Origin of the sequence: Blautia sp. HCP3S3_H10_2, from assembly GCF_052122375.1 — a bacterium.
Taxonomy (GTDB): Bacteria; Bacillota; Clostridia; order Lachnospirales; family Lachnospiraceae; genus Blautia_A.
The window spans coordinates 276,077-300,150 of sequence record NZ_JBQKCL010000002.1 but is presented as its reverse complement, the minus strand read 5'-3'; the positions used below and the strand labels follow the sequence as shown (position 1 = coordinate 300,150).

The following is a 24,074-nucleotide window of genomic DNA, read 5'->3' as shown; positions in this document are numbered from 1 at the left end:
TATGGCGGATAAAACAAATGCAAACATTGGCTTTGAAAAACAGCTGTGGGATGCAGCTTGTGTATTGTGGGGGCATATCCCGGCAGCAGAATATAGAAAGGTTATTATCGGATTGATTTTCCTGCGGTACATTTCTGCTGCGTTTGATAAACGGTATCAGGAACTTATAGCAGAAGGTGACGGTTTCGAGGATGATCGTGATGCTTATGAGATGGACAATGTTTTTTTTGTTCCGGAAGAAGCTCGCTGGAGCAACATTGCATCCAAAGCACACACCGGAAATCGGTACAATCATTGATAATGCAATGAGAGCTATTGAAGCAGAAAACAAAAAGCTGAAAAATGTATTGCCGAAGAATTATGCGAGTCCAGATTTGGATAAGCGAATCTTAGGTGATGTGGTAGATATTTTTACAAATAACATTGACATGAGTGACACGACTGCAAGTGAAGACCTGCTCGGTCGTACTTATGAATACTGCATTGCTCAGTTTGCAGAAAAAGAAGGTGTCGGTGGCGGTGAATTCTATACACCGTCCAGTGTTGTAAAAACTCTGGTTTCCATTCTTCGTCCGTTTGATAACTGCCGAGTATACGATTGCTGCTGCGGCTCAGGCGGTATGTTTGTGCAGAGTGAAAAGTTTATTGAAGCACACGGTCACAAACGTGGCGCAATTTCTGTGTATGGGCAGGAAGCAAATCCGGATACGTGGAAGATGGCAAAAATGAACATGGCAATCCGAGGTATTGATGCTGATCTGGGACCATACAATGCGGATACATTTACAAGTGACCTGCATCCAACACTGAAAGCAGACTTTATTCTCGCTAATCCCCCATTCAATTATCATCCGTGGGGACAGGAAAAGCTGACAGAGGACAAGCGTTGGAAGTACGGTCTGCCGCCTGCCGGTAATGCCAACTACGCATGGATTCAGCACATGATTTATCACCTTGCACCGAACGGAAAAATTGGTCTGGTACTGGCGAATGGTGCGTTGTCTACGCAGAGCAGCGGCGAAGGCGAAATCAGAAAGAAAATCATCGAGGACGATCTGATTGAAGGTATTATTGCAATGCCTACCCAGCTTTTTTACAGCGTAACGATTCCTGTTACCCTGTGGTTCATCACAAAGGGTAAAAAGCAGTCCGGCAAGACACTGTTCATTGATGCTCGTAAGATGGGACATATGGTTGACCGCAAGCATCGTGATTTTACCGATGAAGATATTCAGAGATTGGCAGATACCTTTGAAGCATTCCAGAATGGCACACTGGAAGATGTGCAGGGATTCTGCAAGGTGGCTACCCTTGAGGATATTGCAAAACAGGATTATATTCTGACACCTGGACGCTATGTAGGCATTGAAGAACAGGAAGATGACGGAGAGCCGTTTGAGGATAAAATGAATCGATTGACTTCCGAACTGTCGGAAATGTTTGCAAAGTCTCATGAATTGGAGGACGAAATCAGAAAGAAGCTGGGGGCGATTGGATATGAAATCTAAGTTATCGGATATTTGCTTCTATGCTAAAGGAAAAGTTGATGTATCCGGTTTAACAGATACAGACTACATTTCAACAGAAAATATGCTGCCTAATAAGGGCGGTATAACTACTGCGTCATCGCTCCCAAGTACTGCTCAAACACAGGCTTATATGAAAGATGATGTTTTGGTATCAAACATAAGACCGTATTTCAAGAAAATATGGTTTGCTGATTGCAACGGTGGCTGTTCAAATGATGTGCTGGTATTCAGAGCAAAAGAGGACACAGATTCCAGATTCCTTTATTATGTGCTTGCTGATGATGCGTTCTTTGATTATTCAACAGCAACATCGAAAGGCACAAAAATGCCTCGTGGTGACAAAACCGCAATAATGCAATATGATGTACCGCATTTTGAGTTGCAAACCCAAAAGAAAATAGCGGGGATTTTGGCAGATATAGATGACAAAATTGCTTTAAATATCAACATAAACAAGAATTTAGCGGCTTAAAGGTCGATGCCTGAAACATCAAGCTCGCCGGACATCAGTTTTGGAAGCAATGCATCTCTCAATGCAGCTAACCGTTTGTTTTCCAATCGGTTAGTTACAATTTGATCAATCATTGGAGCTGTAATTTCATCGAATCGGTCAAGTGATGTTTTGTCTGGAAGCGTAATTTCAAATGCATCATAATCTTTTTTCCCGATATGGATAACCGTAGTTGCTACTTGTGTCTGTTCAATCACATTCAGCAATGGTTTTATGGCAAAAAAGACAAAGGCTTTTCCTTTAGGACGTTTATTTTCAAAAATGCAAACTCGCTGATTTAGCCAAGCTGATTCATTTCCCCAAATATATGGGCGAAATTCACCATCCATACCTACTATAATGTCACCTGGCTGAATTAGATGCCCTTTAGGGTGTTCCTCGGTGGTATATGTAACAAACTCCTGATTTTTTAAATCACGAATTCTAATGATAGGTTTTCCGATTCCATCCGTGTTGAACAACTTTGAAGAAAATGGTGCGCCATAAATAATATCTGCAATGGAATATATGTCGGTCTTACTCCAGTTTTCTGGCTGTGCCCCATTGAAGGGTTCAAAGTCAATAAACCAAGACTTATAAAGTGCTTCCATTTGCTGCTCTAAATTCTTGTTTGCCACGAAAAGTATAACGAAAAAAGGAGTGTGATTAACCTATGGCTGGCTTTTATACCGAAGCAGACTATGAAAATTCTGTCATAGAGCTATTTCAGAATATGGGGTATCGGTATGTCTATGCTCCAGATTTGGAGCGTGACTTCAAAAGCCCCCTGTATGAAGATGAATTAGATGAAGCGTTGCATCGTCTGAATCCGGATATGCCGGAGGACGCAATCCTTGATGCTTTGTATAAGCTGAAAAACTTTGAAAATGCGGAACTGGTGCAGAAAAACGCTCTTTTCATGGATTATATTCAGCACGGCGTGGAAGTACGTTATTTTGTCAAGGGCGAGGAACGCTCCGGCTTGGTGTATCTTGTCGATTACAAGAATCCGGATAACAACTCTTTTATCGTGGCGAACCAGTGGACATTTATTGAGAACAGCAACAAACGCCCCGATGTGCTGCTGTTTTTGAATGGTCTGCCGGTGGTGTTGATAGAGCTGAAGTCCCCTTCTCGTGAGGAAACGGACGCATCCGAGGCATACACCCAGATTCGCAACTATATGCATGAAATTCCGTCCATGTTCATTTATAACTGTATCTGCGTTATGAGTGATCTTATGACATCGAAAGCAGGTACAATTACATCCGGCGAAGACCGTTTCATGGAATGGAAAACAAAGGACGGCAGCTACGAAAATACACAGTATGCACAGTTTGATACATTCTTTGAGGGTATTTTTGAAAAAGAGCGTCTGCTGGACATCATCAAGAACTTTATCTGCTTTTCCAATGAGGGAACAAAGCAGTTCAAGATTTTAGCAGGCTATCATCAGTATTTTGCAGTCAATAAGGCTGTACTTTCCACGAAACACGCAACGGAAACGGACGGCAAGGGTGGCGTGTTCTGGCATACACAGGGCAGCGGCAAGTCGCTGTCGATGGTGTTTTATGCCCATCGCCTGCAAGATGCACTGGATAGCCCGACCATCGTAGTTATCACAGACCGTAACGATCTGGATGACCAGCTTTACGGGCAATTTGCCAAGTGCAAGGATCTTCTGCGTCAAGAGCCAGTTCATGCTGAAAGCCGGGTGCATTTGAAAGAATTACTGGACGGTAGAAAAGCAAACGGCATTATTTTTACCACAATGCAGAAATTTGAGGAATCCTTTGATTGCCTTTCTGAGCGCAGAAATATTGTGGTTATGGCGGATGAAGCTCATCGTGGGCAGTACGGTTTGAAAGAAAAGGTCGATGCCAAGACAGGTGAAATCAAAATCGGTTCTGCCCGTATTATCCGCAATGCTCTGCCGAATGCAACTTTTATCGGATTTACCGGAACACCGATTTCTATGAAAGACCGTAATACTCGTGAAGTGTTTGGTGACTACATAGATATTTACGACATGACACAGGCAGTTGAAGATGGTGCTACTCGTCCGGTATATTACGAAAGTCGTGTTATTAAGCTGAAACTGGATGAGCAGACGTTGAAGCTCATTGACCAAGAATATGATATTATGGCAAACAATGCCGACCCGGAGGTTATCGAAAAGAGTAAAAAAGAACTGGGTCAGATGGAAGTCATTCTTGGTAATGAGAAAACTATTAACTCCCTTGTGGATGATATTCTGAACCACTACGAAAATTATCGTGCAAATTTGCTTACAGGAAAGGCAATGATCGTGGCGTATTCCCGTCCTATTGCTATGAAGATATATAAGCGTATCTTGCAGCTTCGTCCAGGATGGACAGATAAGGTTGCTGTTGTTATGACAAGCAGTAACAAAGATCCGGAAGAATGGAATAAAATCATCGGCAATAAACACCATAAGGATGAGCTGGCAAAGGAATTTAAGGATAATGACAGTCCGTTGAAGATAGCCATTGTCGTGGATATGTGGCTGACGGGATTTGATGTGCCGTCTCTTGCAACCATGTATGTGTACAAGCCGATGCAGGGTTATAATCTGATGCAGGCTATTGCCAGAGTCAACCGTGTATTTGGAGATAAGGAAGGCGGTCTAGTTGTCGATTATGTTGGCATTGCTTCAGCACTGAAGCAGGCAATGAACGATTACACTGCCCGTGATAAGAAAAATTACGGAGATACCGATGTTGCCAAAGTTGCCTATCCGAAGTTCCTTGAGAAACTGTCTATTTGCCGGGATTTGTTCCACGGTTATGATTATTCCAAGTTTATGACGAGTACGGATTTGGAACGTTCCAAAGCAATCAGCGGTGCGGTTAACTTTATTGTCGGCGTTGATAAGGAACAGGAGCGAGAGGATTTCCAGAAGGAGGCATTACTGCTCAGGCAGGCTTTATCGTTGTGTTCCTCCTTAGCAGAAAAAGAACTGCGTGTGGAAGCAGCATTCTTTGAATCCGTTCGTGTGCTTGTCACAAGGCTGATGAATCAGGGCGAAGGTAAGAAAATATCTTTACCGGAAGTGAATGCTCGTATTAATGAATTGCTGAAAGCCAGTGTTCAGAGCGAATGTGTCATTAACCTTTTCTCGGATGTAAATCAGGAATTTTCACTCTTTGATCCGCAGTTCCTTGAGGAAATCTCCAAAATGAAGGAGAAAAACCTTGCTGTAGAACTGTTGAAAAAGCTGATTGCAGAACAAGTGCAGATTTACCGTCATACGAATGTGGTGAAGTCACAGAAATTCAGCGAGATTATCCAGCGCGCCATGAATGCGTATCTGAACGGAATGCTGACCAATGAACAAGTTATTGAAGAACTGCTGAACTTGGCAAAGCAGATTGCAGCTGCCCATAAAGAGGGAGATCAGCTCGGTTTGACGGCGGATGAGTTGGCATTCTATGATGCTCTGACAAAGCCGCAGGCCATTAAGGATTTCTATGAAAACGAAGAACTGATTGCCATTACAAAAGAATTGGCAGATACGCTTCGTAAAAACAGAACGATAGATTGGCAAAAAAGGGATTCTGCCAGAGCGAAAATGCGTATGATGATTAAGCGACTGCTTAAAAAGCATCGTTATCCGCCGGAAGGAATGGAAGATGCGGTGCAGACCGTTATGACGCAATGTGAGCTGTGGACGGATAATAATGATATGGAGAATCACACTGAAAATAGCAAGGTGTATACCTATTCTCCGAAACCAGAATTGAGTATGGTTGCTGAAGACCCAGCACCGTATGGGAAATAGATGTATAAGGAGATATTTGAGCAATTCGAAACATAAAATCGGTAGCAGTACCAACTCAACAAAGGTCAGAAAAGCAGCCCTTACGAATAAGAACTGCCTTTTAGTTAGTCATGCAGATTCATGTTTTTCAATGCTTTGAGCTGATTCCGCTTTGCGTAGATTACATTCAGAATATATACCTTGCCGGATGCATCATCCGGTCTGTAGTAGATATAAAAGTTCTTGGCTATGATTTTTCGCACGCCTCTGGAATGCCAGGGTTCCCGCTCTATGGGAGCGATACTGGAAGCCATGTATGTCAGCTTTTGTATCTCGCTGCGAATAACGCGAATGTAATTCAGTGCGACATCAGGGACTAACAAGGTGTATGCGATGTAGTCCCTGATTTCAAAAAGGTCAGCTTCTGCATCTGGTGTAATGATGATTTCATAGGAATCCACTTATTTAAGGCTCCTTTCCAGATCGTCAAACACATCGCTCATTAGTCGACCCTCACCGGCAATTGCCTGTGCGTAACTATGCTGAAGTTTTGCATCAAGTTCAGCATCAGACATTGCATCAACGGTTCTTGGTTCTGCCGGAATCGTCAGAGAGAAAGGAATACCATGATGATAAATGATCTGACGGTAAAGGGAATTGATTACAACAGAAACAGGAACACCGAGTTTCTGCAGGATGTCTTCTGCTTCGATTTTTACATTATTTTCAACGCGGGCACTTACGGTTGAATCTTTCATCTTAAACACCTCCTGTTGACTACATTGTAATTCATTGTTATGCAGATTGCAAGACATATTATATGAATAATAGGCAATTGAACGAAACTCATTCCTATGATATGATAAATTACACTTACAGTGAAATATGCTTCAAATCTTTCGGAGTATCATCAGAGTAATTGCAAAATCAGCTATATTTACCCGATAAAAAGCTTTTGCAGCCTAAACTGTAAGAATGGTTAGAGTTAGAAAAATGGAGGTAAAAAATGAACAGTCTCGCAAAAAAAGCAATCCTTGTGGTAAGTTTTGGAACCAGCCATGAGGACACCAGGAAAGTGACCATTGACGCTATTGAGGAGGCGATTGGAGCCGCTTTTCCTGATCACAGGATTTACCGTGCCTGGACCAGCAAGATGATCCTGGCCAAAATTGAGAAAAGGGATCACATTCATTATGACAATGTGAAAGAAGCTATGGATCACATGGCACAGGATGGAATCACAGATGTGATCGTTCAGCCCACCCATGTCATGAATGGCGTAGAGAATGATCTGATGAAAGCGGATGTTCTGGCATATGCCGATCGTTTCCAGTCTGTGAAATTCGGAGATCCGCTGCTTACCACAGAAGAGGACAATGAATATGTGGTAAAAGCAATCACAGACGCACTTCTGGTAAAGGATGAGGAAACAGCACTGGTACTTATGGGGCATGGAACGGAACATTATGCAAATACCGTTTATGCAGCCTTAGATTACAGATTCAAGGACATGGGTTATGAAAATGTGATCGTTGGTACCGTGGAGGCTTACCCGGGAATGGAACAGGTTTTGAAAAAGTTGGAAAAATCTGCTCCAAAGAAAGTAATGATCGCGCCATTTATGATCGTTGCCGGTGACCATGCCAAGAACGACATGGCAGGAGAGGAAGAAGATTCCTGGAAAAATATCATTGGGGCAAAAGGCTATCAGGTAGAAACTGTTTTGAAAGGTCTTGGCGAATACAAGAGTATTCGAAATTTGTTTGTAGAGCATGTAAAAAAAGCAAAATGATAAGAAACACGATTGGTTCGTTGCTCACGGAAATAAATGAGAATTGATAAATAGTTGACAATTTATTTAATCAGCGAATTATTTTGTTGTTTTTAAAGAAGAGATATGCTAGACTGTTGAAGTAATTGAATACCAGTTAAGTGAACAGCAATTCTGCTGTGAGAGGGAATCAGGTGTAAGACCTGAACGGTTGCGGCCACTGTATACAGGAAGGCAGGCTTAAAGAAACCATTGCGCATATGCGTGAGAAGGAAAGCCATGCTGCTAGAGTTTATTTGAAAAAGGCTCTGGGACCTGTGAGCCAGGAAACCTGCTTGACAAGGGTAAGAGAAGGAGCTTCCGTAAAAAGTGCCTTTTAAGTCACTGCCAGCAGTGACGCTTTTTGAAGCCCCATCTTTTCGGTTACAGAAAACAAACGAAAAGAGAGGAAAAGAAATGAAAAACAAAGTTTTAACCACAAGAATCATGGCTATGATGATGGCAGCTGCTATGACTATGTCCGTATCACCTGCAGTTTATGCAGCAGAGCGTGCTGACTCCGAGACCATCAAGGAGGACAATCAGCCTGCAGAGGAAACCACAGATGCTTCTGAGGAGAACGCAGATGCAGCTTCTGAAGGAGAGACCAGAACAGAGTATCCTTTGACCATCACAACCTATGATTACGATGGAAACGAAATCGAAACCACCTATGAAAAAGCACCGGAAAAGGTTATCGCTGTATACCAGGGTAGCATCGAGACAATGCTTGCACTTGGTCTTGAGGACCGTCTTGTAGCAACAGCTGGTCTTGATAATGAAGTTCCGGATGCTCTCAAAGAAGCATTTTCTAAAACAAATTATCTTGATGAATTTACCCCATCTCTTGAAACTGTTACTATGCTGGAGCCAGATATGATCCTTTCCTGGAGTTCTCTGTTTTCTGATAAGAACCTTGGAAATGTAACCAACTGGATCGACAAAGGCTGCAACACCTACTATAACTCCAATACCCGTCCAGGCGGTGAGAGAACCCTGGAAAACGAATATACAGATATCCTGAACCTTGGTAAAATCTTCGACGTGCAGGATAAAGCGGAAGCAATCATAGATGACATTAAAGCAGTTATCGACAATACACTTGAGGCTACAAAAGACGTAGAAGAGAAGCCTACCGTAATGGTTCTGGAGCCACTGGGTGAGGATATCACAAACTATGGCGCAATCAGCCTTGGCGGAGATATGGTAACCAAGTTAGGCGCCACTCTTGCAAATCCGGATGCCTCTGCTGTTGGAAAAGAGGATATCATTGCTGCAAACCCGGATGTAATCTTTGTTGTATACATGCCATACGCTGGTGATGACCCACAGAGCGTTCTGGAAAGCCAGATGGCAGTTATCCAGGATGACGAGGCACTTCAGAGCCTTGACGCTGTAAAGAACGGCCGTGTATACCCGATCATGCTCAGCGAAATGTATGCAAGTGCAACACGTACCCAGGACGGAGTAGAGACATTTGCAAAGGGATTATATCCTGACGTTACAATTGACTAAACTTTGTCTGGTAACGGATATTGATTGAGGAAAAAACAGTGAAAAAAGATAAAATTTTTCGTTCTTCGATATATGCCACAGCCCTTATTGGACTTATAGCATTTCTGATTTTTTCCATACTGGCAGCTGTTACATTTGGAAATGCAGATCTTTCATTGAAGGATGTATACAGTGTGATCCTGTACAAAATATTCCACATCAAAAGTATGGCCTCCTATTCTGAGGGGGCCATTCATGATGTTGTATGGCTGATTCGTCTTCCGAGAGTTCTCCTGGCACTTGCAGTAGGAATGGCACTTTCCGTGTGCGGTGTGGTCATGCAGGCAATTGTGCAGAATCCGTTGGCAGATCCTTATGTGCTTGGTATTTCTTCCGGTGCTTCTTTGGGAGCCACTCTGGCGATCATGCTGGGAATTGGTAGTTTCCTTGGGGGAAATTCCGTAGGAATCTGTGCGTTTATAGGAGCTATGCTCACCTCCTTTGCTGTTATAGCAATTGCCAATATGGGTGGAAAAGCTACATCTGCCAAGCTGATCCTTGCCGGAATGGCTATCAGTGCGGTATGTTCTGCTTTTTCCAACTTTGTACTCTACATAACAAATGATAAAAATGGTGCTACAGAAGTTATGAAGTGGACAATGGGAAGCCTTGCAGGTGCAAACTGGTCAAGAGTAACTGTTATGCTTCCTGTTACCTTAATATGTGTAGTGCTTTTCTGGACGCAATACAGAAACCTGAACCTGATGCTGCTTGGAGATGAAGTCTCCATTACCTTGGGAACTGATCTGCACAGATTTCGGACTGCATATCTGGTCCTGTCTTCTGTGATGGTAGGATTTGCTGTATACTGTGCCGGTGTGATCGGTTTTGTGGGACTGGTGATTCCACATGTGGTGAGAATCCTTTTTGGAACGGATCACAGCCATCTGATTCCACTTAGCGCACTTCTTGGAGGTTCCTTTCTGATCTGGTGTGATGTAGCATGCCGTGTCATCCTGAAAAATTCAGAAATGCCCATCGGAGTACTGGTATCCATCATAGGTGCTCCTTGCTTTATCTATTTGCTGGTCCGCAGATCTTATGGATTCGGAGGGAAAAAGGGATGAAAATAACCACAGAAGATATCCGCGTCAGTTTTCAGGCAAAGGAAATCCTAAAAGGAATCTCAATTGAAACCAGGGATAAAGAGCTGGTAGGAATCATTGGACCCAACGGAAGCGGAAAATCCACTTTGCTGAAATGTATTTACCGGGTGTTAAAGGCAAATTCCGGGGCAGTGTATCTGGATGGTGAGGAGCTTTACTCTATGAATGCCAAAAGCTCTGCGAAAAAAATGGCAGTAGTGGCCCAGCATAATTACTATAATTTTGATTTCAGTGTAAGAGAAGTGGTTCTGATGGGGCGTGCCCCTCATAAAAAAACGCTGGAAAGAGATAATGCAAATGACTACAGGATCGTTGAGGAAGCACTGAAAACAGTGCAGATGGAGAAGTTCGCAGACCGCAGCTTTTCTACTTTGTCAGGTGGAGAGCAGCAGCGTGTTATCCTGGCGAGAGCTCTTGCCCAGCAGACACCTGCGCTGATCCTGGATGAACCGACCAATCATCTTGACATCACCCATCAGATCATGTTAATGAAACTGGTGAAGAATCTGGATGTTACTGTGATCTCTGCAATTCATGATCTGAATATTGCAGCTGCTTATTGTGATAGAATTTATGTTATGAAAGATGGTGTGCTGGAGGGACAGGGTACACCTAAAGAAGTATTGACCCCGGAACTGATCCGGAGGATTTATAAAGTGGAATCCGAAGTTGTTTATGACAGCCAGGGAAAGATGCATATTTTATTTTTATAAATAACCGGTCCGAGAAGCACCTAAAGAAGATTGTTTTGAGAGGATGCTTTAAGCCGGAAAGGATGAAAAGACAATGACAAAGATTGGAATTCTGACCTGCCTTCATTCCAATGATGTCTGTGCCAGGGTGGGGTGCCTGAAAGAATTTATGAACCGGGATGCCTTTTTTAAGGATTATTCCAAGGATACCGCCTTGGCAGCTATGATGACATGCAATGGATGCAAAAGCATGAATCCCACAGAACCAGATGAGGATAAGGGGATTTTAGAAAAAATGGACAGGCTGGTCAGTGAGAATATTGACATTATGCATGTCGGAGTGTGCCGTCTGACAGATGAAAAAAAAGAGTGCCCCAGGATGACTAAAATCTGTAAAATGATAGAAGACAGGGGCATTCAGGTAGTAAGAGGTACACATAGGGAATAAAAAGATACGAAAAGATACGAAAAGATACGAAAAGAAGAAAAACTTCCGGACAGATAAACGGGAAAGCAAAAGCTGTTGTTTACTTCGTGACATTAAAATCTGCCTGGAAGTTTTTGTTTTGTGGTTTTATTGACAATATCCAGATGAGTTAGTAAAATTAGCGTTGGCGGAAAAATGATAGAAATATAAAACGCTGTAGTAAGAAAGTATTAAGGAGATTTACATAAGATGAGTATTTCCATGATTGGAATCGACCATAGTATGGCTCCCATAGATATAAGGGCCTTATTTGCATTTACCAAAAAGAATGCAGGGGAGGCAATGGAGAAAATAAAAGAACAGCCTGGAATAAACGGCTGCATTATCCTTTCCACATGCAACCGCCTGGAGGTCTGGGCAAGTGTGGAGGAAGAAGCAGAGATTTCTTTGTATGAAGAGCTTTGTAATATAAAAAAGATACATAACAGGGAATATGAGAAATATTTTATAAAACGGGAAGGGCATGATGCCGCAGAGCATTTATTTTATCTTGCCTCGGGACTGAAATCCCAGATTCTGGGCGAAGACCAGATCCTGACCCAGGTAAAAGATGCCCTTGGCATTGCCAGAGAGCATTTCACCACAGATGGAGCCCTTGAAGTGCTTTTTCGGATGGCTGTGACGGCAGGCAAAAAAATAAAAACAGAAGTCCCATTTTCCCACGGGAATCCTTCTGTGATCCATCAGGCCATACAAATGCTGGAGAAACAGGGATATTCTGTGAATGGTAAAGTCTGTATGGTGATTGGAAACGGTGAGATGGGAAAAGTGGCAGCGCAGACGTTGATGGAAGCCGGTGCGGATGTGACGGTAACGGTGCGCCAGTACCGGAGCGGTATGGTAAGTATTCCATTTGGATGTAAAAGAATCAATTATGGGGAGAGAATGGAGTATTTGCCCAAATGCGATCTGGTGGTAAGTGCTACCGCAAGTCCCAATTTCACATTACGTGAAGAACTTTTTGAAGATCTGGAACTGGAAAAAAGCATTGTTCTTATTGACCTGGCTGTACCAAGGGACATTGAGCCGGAGGTAGGAAGATTCGAAGGTGTTACTCTGTTTGATATGGATAGCTTCAAAACAGAGGAAAAGCCTGCCGAACTTCAGGAAAATCTGGAAGCAGCAGGAAAAATCGTCCGGGAGCAGATGGAAGAATTTTTTAAATGGCTGGAAGGCAAGGATCTGATTCCGCGTATACAGGAAATCAAAGAAAAAGCGGTAAATGATTTTAATTTAAGAATCAGGAAACCACTGAAAAATGCTCATATGGAAGAACAGGAAAAAGAGCAGCTGATAAGTGCAGTGGATCTTGCAATGGAGAAGGTTGTAAACAAAATGCTGTTTGGATTAAGGGACAGCATGAATGAGCAGGCATTTGTGGAATGTGTAGCAGGACTGGAGAAAACATATGAAAAATAAACGTTATTTTCCACTGTATGTGGACTTATCTGATAAAAATATTGTGGTAGTGGGTGGGGGATCCATTGCCACAAGAAGAGTAAAGGCATTATTATTATTTACCAGGAATATTACAGTAATTGCACCGAAAATGACAGCAGATCTGTGGGAACTGGGCAAGCTGGGTAAAATTCAGATCCAGCCCCGCCCTGTGAAAAAATCAGATTTTTCCATGGCATATATGGTGCTTGCTGTTACCAATAATAGAGAGTTAAATGAAGAAATCTACCGGATCTGCAAAGAAGAGGGGATTTATGTAAATGTTGCAAGTGATAAGAGTTTATGTGACTTTTATTTCCCTGGAATCTGCCTGAAAGATGACATTGTGGTGGGAATTACGGCCAGCGGGGTCAACCATAAGAAGGCGAAGGCGGTAAGAGAAAAAATGCAGGCACTTCTGGAAGAACTGGAAAAAGATGAGGATAGTTATGAATAAGAAAGTTGTGATCGGAAGCCGGGAAAGCAAGCTTGCTGTCCTGCAAAGCCAGATGGTGAAGAATTTTATTGTCTGTAACCATCCGGAAATGGATGTGGAAATTCTCACCATGAAGACCACAGGGGATAAAATTCTGGACCGGACTCTGGATAAAATCGGTGGAAAGGGCCTGTTTGTAAAGGAACTGGACCGTGCTCTTCTGGAAGGCAGAAGTCAGCTGTCCGTCCATAGCCTGAAGGATATGCCAATGGAAATTCCAGAGACGCTGCCGATACTTGCTTTTTCCAAAAGAGAAGATGTAAGGGATGTGCTGGTTCTTCCAAGAGGCTGTGATACCTTGGACACATCTAAGCCTATTGGTTGCTCCAGCCTTCGCAGAAAGCTGCAGTTAAAAGAGATTTTTCCGGATATGAAGGTGAAAAGCATCCGTGGAAATCTTCAGACAAGGCTGGAAAAGCTGGACAACGGAGAATATTCCGCACTGGTTCTTGCTGCCGCAGGTCTGAAGCGTCTGGGACTTGAAAAGAGGATCAGCAGGTATTTTGATACAGAGGAAATGATTCCGGCAGCAGGCCAGGGGATTCTGGCGGTTCAGGGAATCAAAGGGCAGGATTATGATTATCTGAATGGATATGATGATCCTGAGGCGCATCAGGCTGCCACAGCAGAGAGAGCTTTTGTAAGCTACCTGAATGGAGGCTGCACTTCTCCGGTAGCGGCCTATGGAGAAATAAAAGACGGTCAGTTGAAACTTACCGGCCTTTATTATGAAGAAGAGACGGGGCATTATCTGAAAGGCTGCAAAGCAGGAAGTCCTTCCCAGGCAGCAGAATTGGGAATTTCTCTGGCAAAGGAGCTGCAGCAGCGCTGTAAAGTAGAATACAAAGAGTCCAGCTTACAGGAGGATAACAAAAAAGAAATGGGAAAAGTCTGGCTGGTGGGAGCCGGCCCTGGAGATGTAGGACTTTTTACCATGAAGGGTGCCCAGGTCTTAGACCAGGCAGATGTGGTTGTTTATGACAGCCTGGTAGGCCAGGGAATCCTGACCCGGATCCCGGCTTCTGCGAAACTGATCAATGTTGGAAAACGTGCCGGACACCACACCATGTCCCAGGAGATGATCAATCAGGTACTGGCAGATGAGGCAAAAAAAGGCAACCGGGTAGTACGCTTAAAAGGCGGCGATCCTTTCCTGTTCGGAAGAGGCGGTGAAGAACTGGAGCTTCTCACTAAAGAAGGGGTTCCCTATGAGGTGGTTCCAGGAGTGACTTCTCCTATATCTGTGCCTGCTTACAATGGAATTCCAGTAACACACAGGGATTTCTGCTCTTCGGTGCACATTATTACCGGACATAAGCGTCAGGGAATGGAATATGACATTGATTTCCAGGCACTGGTACATACAAAAGGAACTCTTGTTTTCCTTATGGGAATCACAGCCATGGAGGATATCTGTAATGGTCTTATGAAGGCTGGTATGGATCCGGATATGCCGGCAGCTGTTTTATCAAAAGGAACTACTGCCGGACAGAAGAGAGTGGTAGCAACTGTTGGCACACTAAAAGCTGCGTCTGACCAGGCGAAGATCCAGACTCCGGCGATTATAGTGGTTGGAAAAGTATGTACTCTGGCAGATGATTTTGCCTGGTATGAGAAGCTTCCTCTTGCAGGCTGGAAAATTCTTGTTACAAGACCGAAAGAGAATATTTCCAGAACAGCAGCTCTTCTTCGGGAAAAAGGAGCGGAAGTGTTGGAGCTTCCATCCATTTGCATTACCCCGCTGGAAGACCAGAGCAGGCTTTATCAGGCATTTACTGATATCCGAAGCTATCACTGGCTTATTTTTACCAGTCCGGCAGGGGTGGAGGTATTCTTCCGGCAGATGGCGAAAAAGAAGATTGACCTGCGCTCTCTTGGAAATGCCAGAATCGCAGTGATTGGGGAAGGTACCCAAAAGAAACTTCTGGAAAGAGGAATCTATCCGGATTTTATGCCATCTGTTTATGATGGGGATACCCTTGGAAAAGAACTTGGCAGTCATTTAAACGGAACGGAAAAGATCCTGATTCCAAGAGCTTCCCTTGGAAATAAAAAGCTGGTAGAAGAATTAGAAAAAACGGGCGCGCAGGTGGATGACGTACCAACCTATGAGACCGAGTACGTGAGCTGTCCGCTGATCAATGAGAAAAAAGAATTTGAAGAGGGAGCCATTGACCTGGCAGTATTTACCAGCGCATCCACGGTAAAAGGATTTGTGGAGAGTACGAAAGGACTTGATTATTCCAGGGTCCGTGCTGCATGTATCGGAAAACAGACACGTGCGGCAGCGGATTCTTACGGAATGCAGACATATATGTCAGAAAAAGCAAACATCGACAGTCTGATTGAACTGGTGGTGGAACTGAAGAGGAGTGAAGAAAAATGGAACTGATTAAGAGACCGAGAAGATTAAGAGGCGGGGAAGTTTTGCGTAAAATGGTGAGAGAGACCAGGATGGACAAATCCTCCCTTATTTATCCTCTGTTTGTGATGGAGGGAAATGGAATCCAGGAGGAAATCCCTTCCATGGAAGGACAGTACCGCTACAGCATTGACCGCCTTCCTTATAAACTGGAACAGCTGGAAAAAGCCGGAGTAAGCAGCATTATGCTGTTTGGAATCCCGGAGCACAAGGACGAAGTTGGAAGCGGTGCTTACGCACAGGATGGAATCGTACAGAAAGCACTTAGAGAGGCGAAAGCAAGATTTCCAGAAATGTATTATGTGACAGATGTATGCATGTGTGAATATACCTCACACGGTCATTGTGGCGTTCTTTGCGACCATGATGTGGACAATGATAAAACCCTGGAGCTTCTTGCAAAAACAGCCCTGTCCCATGCGCAGGCCGGATCTGACATGGTAGCGCCTTCTGACATGATGGACGGTCGTGTGGCTGCAATCCGTAAGGTACTGGATCTGAGCGGATATACCAATGTGCCGATCATGTCCTATGCAGTTAAATATGCTTCCGCATTCTATGGTCCGTTCCGTGATGCCGCAGGAAGTGCGCCTGCTTTTGGAGACCGCAAGAGCTATCAGATGGATTTCCACAACAGAAGAGAGGGCATGAAGGAAGCCCTTATGGATATTGAGGAAGGGGCAGACATTATCATGGTGAAGCCGGCTATGTCTTATCTTGACATGGTTTCTGAGATTTCCAAGGCTGTGAATGTTCCGGTGGCCGCATACAGTGTAAGTGGTGAGTACGCCATGGTGAAAGCTGCTGCCAAGATGGGCTGGATCGATGAAGAACGGATCATTGGAGAAATGGCAGTTGGCGCATATCGTGCCGGCGCCCAGATCTATATTACATATTTTGCAGAAGAAATTGCAAAAATGATGGAGGAAGGGAGAATCGGATGATGACAAAGTCTGAGCGGCTTTTTGAGAGAGCGGTAAAAAGGATTCCCGGAGGAGTAAACAGTCCGGTTCGTGCTTATGGAGCTATCGGAGAGGCTCCGAGATTTATTGAAAAAGCTGACGGCTGTTACATTTATGATGTAGATGGCAACCGTTATATTGATTATATTGATTCCTGGGGACCGATGATCCTGGGGCATAATTTCCCGGCAATCCGGGAAAGTGTCCTGAAGGCATGTGAAAATGGCCTGAGCTTTGGCTGTGCTACAGAAATCGAAGTGGAGATGGCAGAGTTTATCTGCGAAAGAATCCCACATGTGGATATGATCCGTATGGTGAATTCCGGAACAGAGGCAGTTATGAGTGCTATTCGTGTGGCAAGAGGCTATACCGGGAAAAATAAGATCATTAAGTTCGCAGGCTGTTATCATGGACACAGCGATGCCATGCTGGTAAGCGCCGGCTCTGGTGTAATGACAAGTGGCGTGCCGGACAGTGCCGGTGTGCCAAAGGGATGTACAGAAGACACGATGCTGGCTGTTTACAATGACCTGGGTAGTGTGGAAGGCCTTTTTGAACAGGCTGACGGTCAGGTGGCAGCTGTGATCGTTGAGGCTGTTGGGGCAAACATGGGAGTGGTTCCGCCTAAGGATGGTTTCCTTCAGGGACTTCGTTCTCTTTGTGATAAATACCATGCGCTTCTGATTTTTGATGAGGTCATTACCGGATTCAGACTTGCCTTTGGCGGTGCTGCCCAGTATTTTGGTGTGACTCCGGATCTGGTTACTTATGGAAAGATTATTGGAGCGGGAATGCCGGTTGGTGCATACGGTGGAAGAAGAGATGTGATGGAACTTGTCGCTCCGGCAGGAAAGGTTTACCAGGCTGGTACCTTGAGCGGAAATCCGGTAGCTATGGCTGCCGGGCTTACCCAGCTGAAATACCTGTATGACCATGCGGAAGTCTATACGGAACTGGAGAAAAAAGGAGAGCTTCTTTACGGTGGAATGGAAAAAATCGTAAAAGAAAAAGGTCTGGATTATCAGATGAACCATGTAAGCTCTCTTGGCAGCCTGTTCTTTACAAAGCAGCCGGTTGTAGATTATGTTTCTGCAAAATCTTCGGATACAGAGGCATTTGCAGGATATTTCAAAAAAATGCTGAATATGGGAATCCACATGGCACCGTCCCAGTTTGAAGCCATGTTCCTGTCTGCTGCTCATACAGAAGAAATTATTATGGAAACTCTGGATGCAGTAAAGCTTGTTCTTTGAAATTGTGTGTGGTATAATTTAGACACAATTACATAAAAAGAAACCAAATCCGGGTTGCTGTAAAAATGCAACCTACAGTGCTGTAAATGAGATCGGAATAAACAGCGCGAAAGAACGGTTTCCTTAAAAGAGACTGTAGGAGGCTAGACAAATGGGTAAGAAATATGTGGCTTATGTAGGAACCTATACTCACGGAACCAGTAAGGGAATCCAGGTTTACGATGTGAACCTGGAAGAGGGAACTCTCACAGAGAGAAGCGCAGTAGAAGTAAGTAATGCGTCCTATACCGCAGTATCCAAGAATGGCAAGTATCTTTACTCCATTGAGGATGAAGGTGTTGCGGTATTTAAGCGTGATCATAATGGTGATCTGACACGTATCAATAGTGTTGACATTGATGGTATGAGAGGTTGTTTCCTTGCTACCGATGTAGATGGAAAATACCTTTATGTAGCAGGTTATCACGATGGTAAGGTAACGGTTGTGCATACGCACAAGGATGGACGTCTGGGAAGTGTTATGGACGGCGTGTTCCACACTGGTCTTGGAAGTGTGGCAGAGCGTAACTTCCGTCCACATGTAAACTGTGTACGTCCTACCCCTGATAATAAGTATCTTTGCGCAGTAGATAACGGAATTGACCAGATTAAGGTTTACCGTATCAACAAACGCACAGATAAGTTGGAGCTTGTAGATATTGTCCGTTGTCCGAGAGAGAGCGGTCCGCGTATTATCCGTTTCAGTGCAGATGGACGTTTTGCATATGTTCTTTTTGAACTGAGCAATGAGATCAAGGTATACAGCTATGATGGAAGCGGTGATGTTCCCGAATTTGAGCTGCTTCAGAGCGTATCCACTCTTGCGAAGAAGGAAGACGGAAGCGTATCCCATAATGCAGCTTCCGGACTGGCACTTGCACCGGATGGCAAGCATTTGTTCTGCACCACTGCAGGTGAGAATACCGTTGCTATGTTTGAAGTAGATGGTGAGACAGGTCTTCTGGATCGCAAGTTCGTACTTCCTGTAAGCGGCGACTATCCGAAAGACCTCGTAATCTTCCCGGATAACCAGCACATTGCGGTTGCCAATCATTCCAGCAACAGTGTTACTACTTTCAAGGTTGACTATGAGAAGAACATCATTATGATGAAAGGCAAGCCACGTAAGATCGAGACTCCGAACTGTATCAATATCTGGCCGGTACCGGATGGGGAGGATATTGAGAACATAGATGCGTAAAGCATTTAAGAGGCGTAACGCTTTTAAGCTGTACAAAGTATCCGAAAAATAAAGAAATATAAAGAGGACAGTTATCCGAAAAACGAATTCAGATAATTGTCCTCTTTTTTTGAAAAATCCGAGGTTAATACGTATGACTGAAAGAGAGAATCAAGACGTTTACTTATGGTATTTAAAGATAAAAATCCCGGATATAATCCATTCTTGCACTCATATTAGAAAACATGGCATCAACAAGTGTAATGGCAGCCATGGATTCCACTACGACAACAGCCCTTGGTACGATCACGGGATCGTGGCGTCCTTTGATCTCAATAGAGATATTTTCCCCTGTTGTGGTGACGGTCTTCTGTGGCTGGGCAATGGAAGGGGTTGGCTTTATGTGGGCGCGGAGCAGGATCTCGCCACCATCACTGATTCCCCCCAGAATACCACCGGAATGGTTGGTGTTTTTGGTGATCTTTCCATTTTCCATATGGAATCCGTCGTTGTCCTGGGAGCCCTTCATGGTGGATACGTTTACTCCGTCTCCGATTTCCACGGCCTTCACGGCCCCAATGGACATAAGTGCCTGGGCAAAAGCTGCATCCAGCTTGCCAAAAACAGGATCCCCGATTCCGGCAGGAACACCGTTTATGCGGCATTCGATGACTCCGCCGGCACTGTCTTCTTCTTTCATGCATTGCTCCAGATACTGGGAGGCCTTTTCCGCTGCAACCATGTCCGGCATATAGAAAGAATTTTCTTTGATCATTTCCGGATGATAGCTGTGGCAGGAAACAGGTCCAATAGACTTGGTATATGCCTGTAGTGTAATGCCAAGCTCTTTTAGAATTTTGGCAGCAATAGCACCTGCGGCAACTCTGCCAATTGTCTCACGTCCGGAGGAACGTCCACCGCCTCTGTAATCCCGGATACCGTATTTGCTGTCGAAACCAAAATCTGCATGTCCAGGACGGTATGTTTGGGCTATATTGCCATAATCACGGGAACGCTGGTCCTTATTCCGTACGATCATGGAAATCGGAGTGCCGGTAGTCTGACCTTCAAAGACACCAGAGAGAATTTCTACCTCATCGCCTTCGTTTCGCACTGTAGTGTAGCGGCTCTGGCCAGGTTTCCTTCTATTGAGATAAGCCTGTATATCTGCTTCAGTAAGAAAAAGCCCTGCCGGGACCCCGTCCACAACGGCACCCAATGCCTTGCCATGGGATTCTCCCCAGGTTGTAACCGTGAATTTTTTCCCAAATGTTGACTGACTCATAGGCCTAAAATCCTTTCTGCTTCAATTGTATCAAAATGGTTCTTTGTTAAAGCCATTATAGCGAAATGCAAAAAATCTGTAAAGTCAATCTATTAGAATTGACAAAATTTCCTGTACAAATTATAATGGAAACTGTATTTTTTGAGAAACAAGAGATGGAAGGAGTGCAGCTTGTGGTAAGGATTTTTAAGACGATAGAGGGTGCGATTCACGAGATCCAGGAGCCACAGGAGGATTGCTGGGTCGCAATGACCAATCCCACTGCAACCGAGATATTTGAAATGTCCGAGCGGTTTGGAATTGAAGTGGATGATCTTCGGGCGCCGCTGGATGAAGAGGAAAGATCACGTATTGAGGTGGAGGATAATTACACCCTGATCCTTGTAGATGTTCCTATGATCGAGGAGCGCAACGACAAGGACTGGTATGGCACTATTCCTCTTGGCATTATCGTTACCAAGAAGATGATCTTTACGGTATGTCTGGAGGACACCCAGGTATTGACCCGGTTTATGGAAGGAAGGGTACGTAATTTCTTTACCTATATGAAGACCCGGTTTATTCTGCAGATTCTGTACCGCAATGCTACCATGTACCTGCATTATCTGCGTATCATAGATAAGAAGAGTGAACAGGTGGAGGAGAAGCTTCACATGTCTACACGTAACCAGGAACTGATGGAGCTTCTGGAACTGGAGAAATCACTGGTATATTTTACCACGTCCCTTCGGTCAAATGAGGTGGTGCTGGAGAAGCTTCTGAAGGTGGAGAGCATTAAGCAGTACCCGGAGGACACCGATCTTCTGGAAGATGTTATCATAGAGAATAAACAGGCCATCGAGATGGCCAATATTTACAGTGGCATCTTAAGCAGCATGATGGGAACTTTTGCATCGGTTATTTCCAATAACCTGAACGTTGTCATGAAAGTTTTGTCCGTCATTACTATCGTAATGAGTATCCCGACAATTGTGTTCAGTGCCTATGGAATGAACCTGAATCCTGCCGGAATGCCGTTCTCTGCTGATAAATGGGGATTTTTAGTGGTGATTCTGTTGTCCATACTGGTAAGTATTGTGGCAGCTGTGATTCTGTCCAAAAAGAAATTTTTCTAATAATTAATGAATGAAGAGAAAAGAGGATTACATGAAATTTATTGATAAGCTGGAACGCAAATATGGAAGATTTGGGATTCCCAATCTGACAGTGTACATTGTCGTATGCTATGTGATCGGTTATGCACTGATGACGGTGAATCCAAGTATGTTGAGATGGCTTAGTCTGGAGCCGGCTTATATTTTGCGGGGACAGGTGTGGAGACTTGTGACATGGGTATTATACCCGCCGGATTCTTCGAATGTAATATTGTTTGCCTTGATGGTTTTGTTATTTTATTACCCGATTGGAACGTCTTTAGAGAGAACGATCGGTACCTTTAAATATACCTTATATATTCTTTCAGGTATGGTATTTACTATTTTAGGTGCGTTTCTTTTATATTTCATCCTTGGAGGCAATGTCCTGGTAGGAAGTGTATTTTCTACTTACTATATCAGTTTGTCAACCTTTCTTGCATATGCAATGTGTTATCCGGATATGCAGGTTCTGCTTATGTTCATCATTCCGGTGAAGATGAAATGGATGGCAATTTTCTATGTAGTGATCGTTGCATACGAAATGATTCAGTACATTATGGCTGGTGCATGGTATCTGGTGATCCCGATCGTGGCTTCACTGTTGAACTTCATTATTTTTTACTTTGGAACAAAGGATTTCAGCCGTTACAATCCAAAGGAAGTACACAGAAGGAATGAATTCCGCAAGGCAATGGAGCCGCAGGGGCGCATGAAATCAGGCGGCGGAGCTGTGACCAAGCATAAATGTGCGATCTGTGGACGTACAGAGCTTGATGACCCGAATCTGGAATTCCGTTTCTGTTCCAGATGCAATGGGAATTACGAGTATTGCCAGGACCATCTTTTTACACATACACATGTAAAATGATAACAATGACCATCTAACTAATTAGAAACAGAGGGATAGACTGCTTATGAAGAGAACAAAAATTATCTGTACTCTGGGACCGGCATCCAGTAAGAAAAACATCTTAAGATCCATGATGCGTGCCGGAATGGATATTGCCCGCTTTAATTTTTCACATGGTTCTCATGAAGAGCACAGGGAAAGAGTGGATATGATCAAAAACCTCCGTGAGGAGTTAAATATTCCGGTTGCCATGCTTCTTGATACCAAAGGACCTGAGATCCGGACGAAGCTTTTGAAAGATCATAAAAAAGTTACATTGGAAACGGGCAGTGAGTTTACACTTACCACTGGTGACATTGAAGGCGATGAGACCAGAGTTGCCATCACATACGAGAATCTCTATAAGGATGTGAAAAAAGGCGGCAAGATCTTAATTGATGATGGTCTGATCGAGCTGGAAATAGAGAATATTAAAAATGGAGATATTGTCTGTCGTGTCTTAAATGGCGGTGAGCTTGGAGAACGCAAGGGAATCAATGTCCCTTATGTAAAGGTGAAACTTCCGGGAATTACAGAGAAGGATAAAGACGATATTCTGTTTGGTATTACCCAGGAGTTTGACTATATTGCAGCTTCTTTTGTCCGTGATGCGAAAGCAATCAAAGAAATCCGTCAGCTTCTGAATGAAAATGGCGGCCACGATATTGGAATCATTGCCAAGATTGAGAATGCAGAGGGCGTTGAGAATATTGATGAGATCATCAAGGCAGCAGATGGTATTATGGTTGCCAGAGGTGATCTTGGAGTAGAGATTCCGCCAAGCGAGGTTCCCTATATCCAGAAGATGATCATCCGTAAATGCAATGAGAATTACGTTCCGGTTATCACAGCTACCCAGATGCTGGATTCTATGATCCGCAATCCGCGTCCGACGAGAGCTGAGGTTGCGGATGTTGCCAATGCAATTTATGACGGTACAGATGCGATTATGCTTTCCGGAGAGACTGCAGCTGGAAAATATCCGCTGGAAGCGCTGAAGATGATGGTGGAGATCGCGCAGACTACTGAGCCTCACCTGAATTATGAAGATTATACCCATAATCGTAACATGTGCGGCGAGAGCAAGGTATCCAGTGCTGTAGGACTAGCTGCTGTACAGACTGCAAGAGATCTGAAGGTGAAGGCCATTGTGACACCTACCTTTGGTGGACGAACAGCCAGACTGATCTCCAACTTCCGCCCGGAGGTTCCTATTTATGCAGTCACCCCGAATGACACTATCCTGCACAGATTGCAGCTTGTATGGGGAGTTACACCGCTGAAAGGATACGAGAAGGATTCCACAGAGCATATTATTTCCCAGGCTATGAGTGTTGTACGCAGAAAGCGGTTAGCTAAAAAAGGAGATCTGATCGTATTTACAGTCGGGGACCCTGCTACCAATATGACACGCGAAGGTGCTGTAACTAATATGCTTCATGTGATTGAAGCCAAATAAAGAGTTGTTGTGCATTGGTATAACAGCTGAAAAAGCGCTACTTTTTATCACAGCCAGGTGCTGTATT

General features: G+C 44.0%; 20 protein-coding genes, 2 pseudogenes and 1 riboswitch. Of the genes and pseudogenes, 18 read left to right on the top strand and 4 right to left on the bottom strand.

Features of this window, described 5'->3' with window-relative positions; translation table 11 throughout:
* The first annotated feature begins 1 nt into the window (after window position 1).
* Window positions 2–1,508, top strand: a pseudogene (locus ACTQWB_RS03260) (N-6 DNA methylase).
* Window positions 1,498–2,001 carry a restriction endonuclease subunit S gene (locus tag ACTQWB_RS03255; RefSeq protein ID WP_441500331.1) on the top strand — a complete coding sequence of 168 codons (504 nt, stop codon included), beginning with the start codon at window positions 1,498–1,500 and terminating at the stop codon, window positions 1,999–2,001. Before ACTQWB_RS03260 ends, ACTQWB_RS03255 begins: the two are co-directional and overlap by 11 nt.
* On the opposite strand, the gene ACTQWB_RS03250 is transcribed toward ACTQWB_RS03255, so the two are convergent.
* Window positions 1,998–2,630 carry a restriction endonuclease subunit S gene (locus ACTQWB_RS03250; RefSeq protein ID WP_441500330.1) on the bottom strand — a complete coding sequence of 211 codons (633 nt, stop codon included), beginning with the start codon at window positions 2,628–2,630 and terminating at the stop codon, window positions 1,998–2,000. The two genes, ACTQWB_RS03255 and ACTQWB_RS03250, sit on opposite strands and share 4 nt — an antisense overlap.
* A gap of 62 nt (window positions 2,631–2,692) precedes the next feature.
* Here ACTQWB_RS03250 and ACTQWB_RS03245 point away from each other — a divergent pair, with 62 nt between their 5' ends.
* The gene (locus ACTQWB_RS03245; RefSeq protein WP_441500329.1) at window positions 2,693–5,821 is read left to right on the top strand and encodes a type I restriction endonuclease subunit R; all 3,129 of its coding nucleotides are present in this window, start codon (window positions 2,693–2,695) and stop codon (window positions 5,819–5,821) included.
* A gap of 104 nt (window positions 5,822–5,925) precedes the next feature.
* On the opposite strand, the gene ACTQWB_RS03240 is transcribed toward ACTQWB_RS03245, so the two are convergent.
* Both ACTQWB_RS03240 and ACTQWB_RS03235 read right to left on the bottom strand, forming a co-directional pair.
* The gene (locus ACTQWB_RS03240) at window positions 5,926–6,261 is read right to left on the bottom strand and encodes a type II toxin-antitoxin system RelE/ParE family toxin (protein WP_441500328.1); all 336 of its coding nucleotides are present in this window, start codon (window positions 6,259–6,261) and stop codon (window positions 5,926–5,928) included.
* Window positions 6,262–6,558, bottom strand: a complete 297-nt coding sequence (locus ACTQWB_RS03235; protein WP_441500327.1) for a type II toxin-antitoxin system RelB/DinJ family antitoxin — start codon at window positions 6,556–6,558, stop codon at window positions 6,262–6,264.
* Window positions 6,559–6,806: 248 nt separating this feature from the next.
* Here ACTQWB_RS03235 and ACTQWB_RS03230 point away from each other — a divergent pair, with 248 nt between their 5' ends.
* The 12 genes and pseudogenes from ACTQWB_RS03230 (at window position 6,807) to ACTQWB_RS03175 (ending at window position 19,259) form a co-directional block, all read left to right on the top strand.
* Window positions 6,807–7,592 carry a sirohydrochlorin cobaltochelatase gene (locus tag ACTQWB_RS03230; protein WP_441500326.1) on the top strand — a complete coding sequence of 262 codons (786 nt, stop codon included), beginning with the start codon at window positions 6,807–6,809 and terminating at the stop codon, window positions 7,590–7,592.
* Between the two features lie 121 nt (window positions 7,593–7,713).
* Window positions 7,714–7,924: riboswitch (cobalamin riboswitch) on the top strand.
* 103 nt (window positions 7,925–8,027) lie between these two features.
* Window positions 8,028–9,125 carry an ABC transporter substrate-binding protein gene (locus ACTQWB_RS03225; RefSeq protein WP_441500325.1) on the top strand — a complete coding sequence of 366 codons (1,098 nt, stop codon included), beginning with the start codon at window positions 8,028–8,030 and terminating at the stop codon, window positions 9,123–9,125.
* Window positions 9,126–9,163: 38 nt separating this feature from the next.
* Window positions 9,164–10,231 carry a FecCD family ABC transporter permease gene (locus ACTQWB_RS03220; protein ID WP_441500324.1) on the top strand — a complete coding sequence of 356 codons (1,068 nt, stop codon included), beginning with the start codon at window positions 9,164–9,166 and terminating at the stop codon, window positions 10,229–10,231.
* Entirely contained in the window at window positions 10,228–10,983 is a 756-nt protein-coding gene (locus tag ACTQWB_RS03215) for an ABC transporter ATP-binding protein (RefSeq protein ID WP_441500323.1), read from the top strand. The genes ACTQWB_RS03220 and ACTQWB_RS03215 overlap by 4 nt, the downstream gene beginning before the upstream one ends.
* A gap of 73 nt (window positions 10,984–11,056) precedes the next feature.
* The gene (locus ACTQWB_RS03210) at window positions 11,057–11,410 is read left to right on the top strand and encodes a CGGC domain-containing protein (protein WP_441500322.1); all 354 of its coding nucleotides are present in this window, start codon (window positions 11,057–11,059) and stop codon (window positions 11,408–11,410) included.
* A 228-nt stretch (window positions 11,411–11,638) separates the two neighbouring features.
* Window positions 11,639–12,868, top strand: a complete 1,230-nt coding sequence (hemA, locus tag ACTQWB_RS03205; protein WP_441500321.1) for a glutamyl-tRNA reductase — start codon at window positions 11,639–11,641, stop codon at window positions 12,866–12,868.
* Entirely contained in the window at window positions 12,858–13,343 is a 486-nt protein-coding gene (locus tag ACTQWB_RS03200; protein WP_441500320.1) for a precorrin-2 dehydrogenase/sirohydrochlorin ferrochelatase family protein, read from the top strand. Before hemA ends, ACTQWB_RS03200 begins: the two co-directional genes overlap by 11 nt.
* Window positions 13,324–14,199, top strand: a pseudogene (hemC, locus tag ACTQWB_RS03195) (hydroxymethylbilane synthase); the annotation flags it as partial. The gene ACTQWB_RS03200 and the pseudogene hemC, both read left to right, overlap by 20 nt.
* A gap of 63 nt (window positions 14,200–14,262) precedes the next feature.
* Complete coding sequence (cobA, locus tag ACTQWB_RS03190) at window positions 14,263–15,774, top strand: uroporphyrinogen-III C-methyltransferase (protein WP_441500398.1); 1,512 nt, start codon at window positions 14,263–14,265, stop codon at window positions 15,772–15,774.
* The gene (gene hemB / locus ACTQWB_RS03185) at window positions 15,765–16,748 is read left to right on the top strand and encodes a porphobilinogen synthase (RefSeq protein WP_441500319.1); all 984 of its coding nucleotides are present in this window, start codon (window positions 15,765–15,767) and stop codon (window positions 16,746–16,748) included. The genes cobA and hemB overlap by 10 nt, the downstream gene beginning before the upstream one ends.
* The gene (hemL, locus tag ACTQWB_RS03180) at window positions 16,748–18,019 is read left to right on the top strand and encodes a glutamate-1-semialdehyde 2,1-aminomutase (protein ID WP_441500397.1); all 1,272 of its coding nucleotides are present in this window, start codon (window positions 16,748–16,750) and stop codon (window positions 18,017–18,019) included. The genes hemB and hemL overlap by 1 nt, the downstream gene beginning before the upstream one ends.
* A 151-nt stretch (window positions 18,020–18,170) precedes the next feature.
* Window positions 18,171–19,259, top strand: coding sequence for a lactonase family protein (locus ACTQWB_RS03175; protein ID WP_441500318.1), 1,089 nt, complete (start codon window positions 18,171–18,173; stop codon window positions 19,257–19,259).
* Between the two features lie 172 nt (window positions 19,260–19,431).
* Here ACTQWB_RS03175 and aroC read toward each other — a convergent pair whose 3' ends face one another.
* Window positions 19,432–20,523: a chorismate synthase gene (gene aroC / locus ACTQWB_RS03170; RefSeq protein WP_441500317.1), complete on the bottom strand. Its 1,092-nt coding sequence runs from the start codon at window positions 20,521–20,523 to the stop codon at window positions 19,432–19,434.
* Between the two features lie 173 nt (window positions 20,524–20,696).
* On the opposite strand from aroC, the gene ACTQWB_RS03165 reads away from it, so the two are divergent.
* From ACTQWB_RS03165 to pyk, 3 genes are read left to right on the top strand one after another with little or no spacing between them, the layout of a single operon-like run.
* Window positions 20,697–21,638, top strand: coding sequence for a magnesium transporter CorA family protein (locus ACTQWB_RS03165; protein ID WP_441500396.1), 942 nt, complete (start codon window positions 20,697–20,699; stop codon window positions 21,636–21,638).
* A gap of 31 nt (window positions 21,639–21,669) precedes the next feature.
* Entirely contained in the window at window positions 21,670–22,527 is an 858-nt protein-coding gene (locus tag ACTQWB_RS03160; RefSeq protein ID WP_441500316.1) for a hypothetical protein, read from the top strand.
* Between the two features lie 46 nt (window positions 22,528–22,573).
* On the top strand, window positions 22,574–24,007 hold the full coding sequence (gene pyk, locus ACTQWB_RS03155; protein ID WP_441500315.1) for a pyruvate kinase: 1,434 nt from the start codon (window positions 22,574–22,576) through the stop codon (window positions 24,005–24,007).
* Window positions 24,008–24,074: the final 67 nt, after the last annotated feature.

Excerpts from the sequence above, each read along its gene's own strand:
- ACTQWB_RS03245 (WP_441500329.1), top strand. The coding sequence starts at position 2,693 with ATGGCTGGCTTTTATACCGAAGCAGACTATGAAAATTCTGTCATAGAG.
- ACTQWB_RS03215 (WP_441500323.1), top strand. The coding sequence starts at position 10,228 with ATGAAAATAACCACAGAAGATATCCGCGTCAGTTTTCAGGCAAAGGAA.
- pyk (WP_441500315.1), top strand. The coding sequence starts at position 22,574 with ATGAAGAGAACAAAAATTATCTGTACTCTGGGACCGGCATCCAGTAAG.
- ACTQWB_RS03250 (WP_441500330.1), bottom strand. The coding sequence starts at position 2,630 with ATGGAAGCACTTTATAAGTCTTGGTTTATTGACTTTGAACCCTTCAAT.
- aroC (WP_441500317.1), bottom strand. The coding sequence starts at position 20,523 with ATGAGTCAGTCAACATTTGGGAAAAAATTCACGGTTACAACCTGGGGA.
- ACTQWB_RS03210 (WP_441500322.1), top strand. The coding sequence starts at position 11,057 with ATGACAAAGATTGGAATTCTGACCTGCCTTCATTCCAATGATGTCTGT.
- ACTQWB_RS03230 (WP_441500326.1), top strand. The coding sequence starts at position 6,807 with ATGAACAGTCTCGCAAAAAAAGCAATCCTTGTGGTAAGTTTTGGAACC.
- cobA (WP_441500398.1), top strand. The coding sequence starts at position 14,263 with ATGGGAAAAGTCTGGCTGGTGGGAGCCGGCCCTGGAGATGTAGGACTT.
- ACTQWB_RS03200 (WP_441500320.1), top strand. The coding sequence starts at position 12,858 with ATGAAAAATAAACGTTATTTTCCACTGTATGTGGACTTATCTGATAAA.
- ACTQWB_RS03255 (WP_441500331.1), top strand. The coding sequence starts at position 1,498 with ATGAAATCTAAGTTATCGGATATTTGCTTCTATGCTAAAGGAAAAGTT.
- ACTQWB_RS03235 (WP_441500327.1), bottom strand. The coding sequence starts at position 6,558 with ATGAAAGATTCAACCGTAAGTGCCCGCGTTGAAAATAATGTAAAAATC.
- ACTQWB_RS03175 (WP_441500318.1), top strand. The coding sequence starts at position 18,171 with ATGGGTAAGAAATATGTGGCTTATGTAGGAACCTATACTCACGGAACC.
- hemL (WP_441500397.1), top strand. The coding sequence starts at position 16,748 with ATGACAAAGTCTGAGCGGCTTTTTGAGAGAGCGGTAAAAAGGATTCCC.
- ACTQWB_RS03160 (WP_441500316.1), top strand. The coding sequence starts at position 21,670 with ATGAAATTTATTGATAAGCTGGAACGCAAATATGGAAGATTTGGGATT.
- hemA (WP_441500321.1), top strand. The coding sequence starts at position 11,639 with ATGAGTATTTCCATGATTGGAATCGACCATAGTATGGCTCCCATAGAT.
- ACTQWB_RS03225 (WP_441500325.1), top strand. The coding sequence starts at position 8,028 with ATGAAAAACAAAGTTTTAACCACAAGAATCATGGCTATGATGATGGCA.
- hemB (WP_441500319.1), top strand. The coding sequence starts at position 15,765 with ATGGAACTGATTAAGAGACCGAGAAGATTAAGAGGCGGGGAAGTTTTG.